2 protein-coding genes are annotated in these 2378 nt (G+C 66.1%); both read right to left on the bottom strand.

Annotation, left to right across the window (positions count from 1 at the left end):
- Positions 1-177 precede the first annotated feature (177 nt).
- Positions 178-906: an IS21-like element helper ATPase IstB gene (gene istB / locus AC3WLD_RS18795; protein WP_011950403.1), complete on the bottom strand. Its 729-nt coding sequence runs from the start codon at positions 904-906 to the stop codon at positions 178-180.
- A partial coding sequence (istA, locus tag AC3WLD_RS18790) for an IS21 family transposase (RefSeq protein ID WP_492558394.1) occupies positions 893-2378 on the bottom strand: 1486 nt, incomplete at its 5' end. The genes istA and istB, both read right to left, overlap by 14 nt.

Genomic DNA, 2378 nt, shown 5'->3' with positions numbered 1-2378 from the left:
TGTCAATCGGCGTGCAAACGGGACCCCCTATCGGCGCGCAAAAGGGACCCCCTTTCACGATGGCGCAAGGTTGATCGGACACGCGCCTTTGCGCTGCGCGCGGCGTAGGGAGGGCGGAGCCCGACCGGAGGCGCGCGCAGCGCAAAGCATCTTTTAATCGGAGGTCGGTGGGGGCGATCAGCTGCGGTTTTTGAAGCGCCAGCTGTCATTGCCGGTCTCGACGATGTCGCAATGGTGGGTGACGCGATCAAGGAGCGCGGTGGTCATCTTGGGATCGCCGAACACGGTGGGCCATTCGCCGAACGCGAGGTTGGTGGTGATGATGACGCTGGTCTGCTCGTAGAGCTTGCTGATCAGGTGGAACAGCAACTGGCCGCCCGAGCGGGCGAACGGCAGATATCCCAGTTCGTCGAGCACGATCAGGTCGAGGCGGGATAGCTGGGCGGCGAGAGCGCCGCTCTTGCCGATCCTGGCCTCCTCTTCGAGGCGGGTCACCAGATCGACGGTGTTGAAGTAGCGGCCTCGCGCACCCGAGCGAACGACATTGGCGGCGATGGCGATGGCCAGGTGGGTTTTGCCGGTGCCCGTGCCGCCGACCAGGACGATGTTGCGCCGAGCGGGCAGGAACGCGCCACTGTGCAGCGAACGCACCAGCCCCTCGTTGATCGGCGTGCCCTCGAACCGGAACGCATCGATATCCTTCACGACCGGCAGCCGGGCGGCCGCCATCCGGTATCGGATCGAGGCAGCATGGCGATGTGTTGCTTCCGCGCGCAGAAGGTCGGTCAGTATCTCCATCGTGGTGCGCTGGCGCTGAAGGCCGGTGGTGACCGCATCGTCGAACGCGCCCGCCATGCCCTTGAGCCCAAGCCCGCGCATCGCCTCGATCATGTCATGCCGCTGCATCGAAGGTCCTCAGCTGGTCGTAACGGGCGCAGTCGGCGATCGGCGGATGGCGCAAGGCGCTGTCTTCGGAGGTGATGATGGTGAGCGGTCGCGGCGGTTCGCGGCGCCGCGCCAGGATGTTGAGGATCAGGTCGTCGCTCGCCGTGCCGGTCGCCAATGCCTCGCGGACGGCCGCTTCGACCGGCTCCAGACCATCGGTCAGCACGGCCGACAGCACACGGACGAACCGGCGGTCGGCATCGTCGCCATTGCCAAGCTTGCGGCGCAGGCGCGCCAGCGCCGGCGGCAGATCCCAGTCCTGGAAGGGCGCGCCGTTCCGCAGCGCTCCGGGCTTGCGGGCCAGTACCGGCAGATAATGCCAGGGGTCATAGATCGTGCGGTTGCGCCCGAAGTAGCGGGGATGCTCGGCGACAACCTCCTCGCCGCAGCGCACGACAATGCGGTCGGCATAGGCCCGGACCTGCACCGTCCGCCGCGCCACCGTCGAGAGAACCGAGTAGCGGTTGCGATCGAAGCTGATCAGGCAGGTGCCCGTCACCGCATGCTCGCTCTCGTTAAAGCCGTCGAACGGTCCCAGCATCGGCTGCAGTGCCGATCGCTCGATCTCCAGCGCCTGCGCCACGGTCAGCTCGCCCTGTTCCGGGTGTGCCTGTCGTTCCGCCCAGCGCTGGCACTCGGCCTCCAGCCAGCCATTGAGCTCGTCGAGGCTGGCGAACCGCAACCGGGGTTGGAAGAAGCGGCCCCGGATCGTCTGCACCTGGTTCTCGACCTGGCCCTTCTCCCATCCCGCCGCCGGCGAGCAGGCGGTGGGCTCGACCATATAATGGTCGGTCATGATCAGGAACCGCCGGTTGAAGACCCGCTCCTTCCCCGTGAACACGCTCGTCACCGCCGTCTTCATATTATCGTAGATGCCGCGGCCCGGCACGCCGCCGAAGAAAGCAAAGCCGCGCGCATGCGCGTCGAACAGCATCTCCTGACTCTCGCGCGGATAGGCCCGGACATAGACCGCCCGCGATGCACACAGCCGCATATGCGCAACCTTCACGCGCATCGGCTTGCCGGCGATCTCCACATCCTCATGGCTCCAGTCGAACTGGTAGGCCTCGCCCGGCTTGAACATCAGCGGGATGAAGGCGGTGACACCATCGCCGGCATCCTTGCGCCGGTCGGCCTTCCAGCGCGCCGCGTAGCGCCGAACGGCATCGTAGGAACCCTCAAAACCTTCGCGCTCCAGCAGATCATGTATCCGCGTCATCCGCAGTCGCTCGCGCCTGCCGCGCACCTCGTTCTCTTCCAGCAGTGTGTTCAGGCGATCCTGAAACGGCCCGATCCTAGGCAGTGGCTGAACCTTGCGCTGATAGTCGAATGCGCCTTCCGGCGCCCGGATCGCCTTGCGGATCACCTTCCGCGACACATGCAAATCCCGCGCGATCGCCTTGATCGCCTTGCCGCCGGCATACTCGCGCCGA

This window comes from Novosphingobium sp. FW305-C-111, assembly GCF_058783565.1.
This window is presented reverse-complemented; position numbering and strand designations above follow the sequence as displayed.

Coding starts and splice junctions, on each gene's coding strand:
- istB (WP_011950403.1), bottom strand. CDS start 906: ATGCAGCGGCATGACATGATCGAGGCGATGCGCGGGCTTGGGCTCAAG.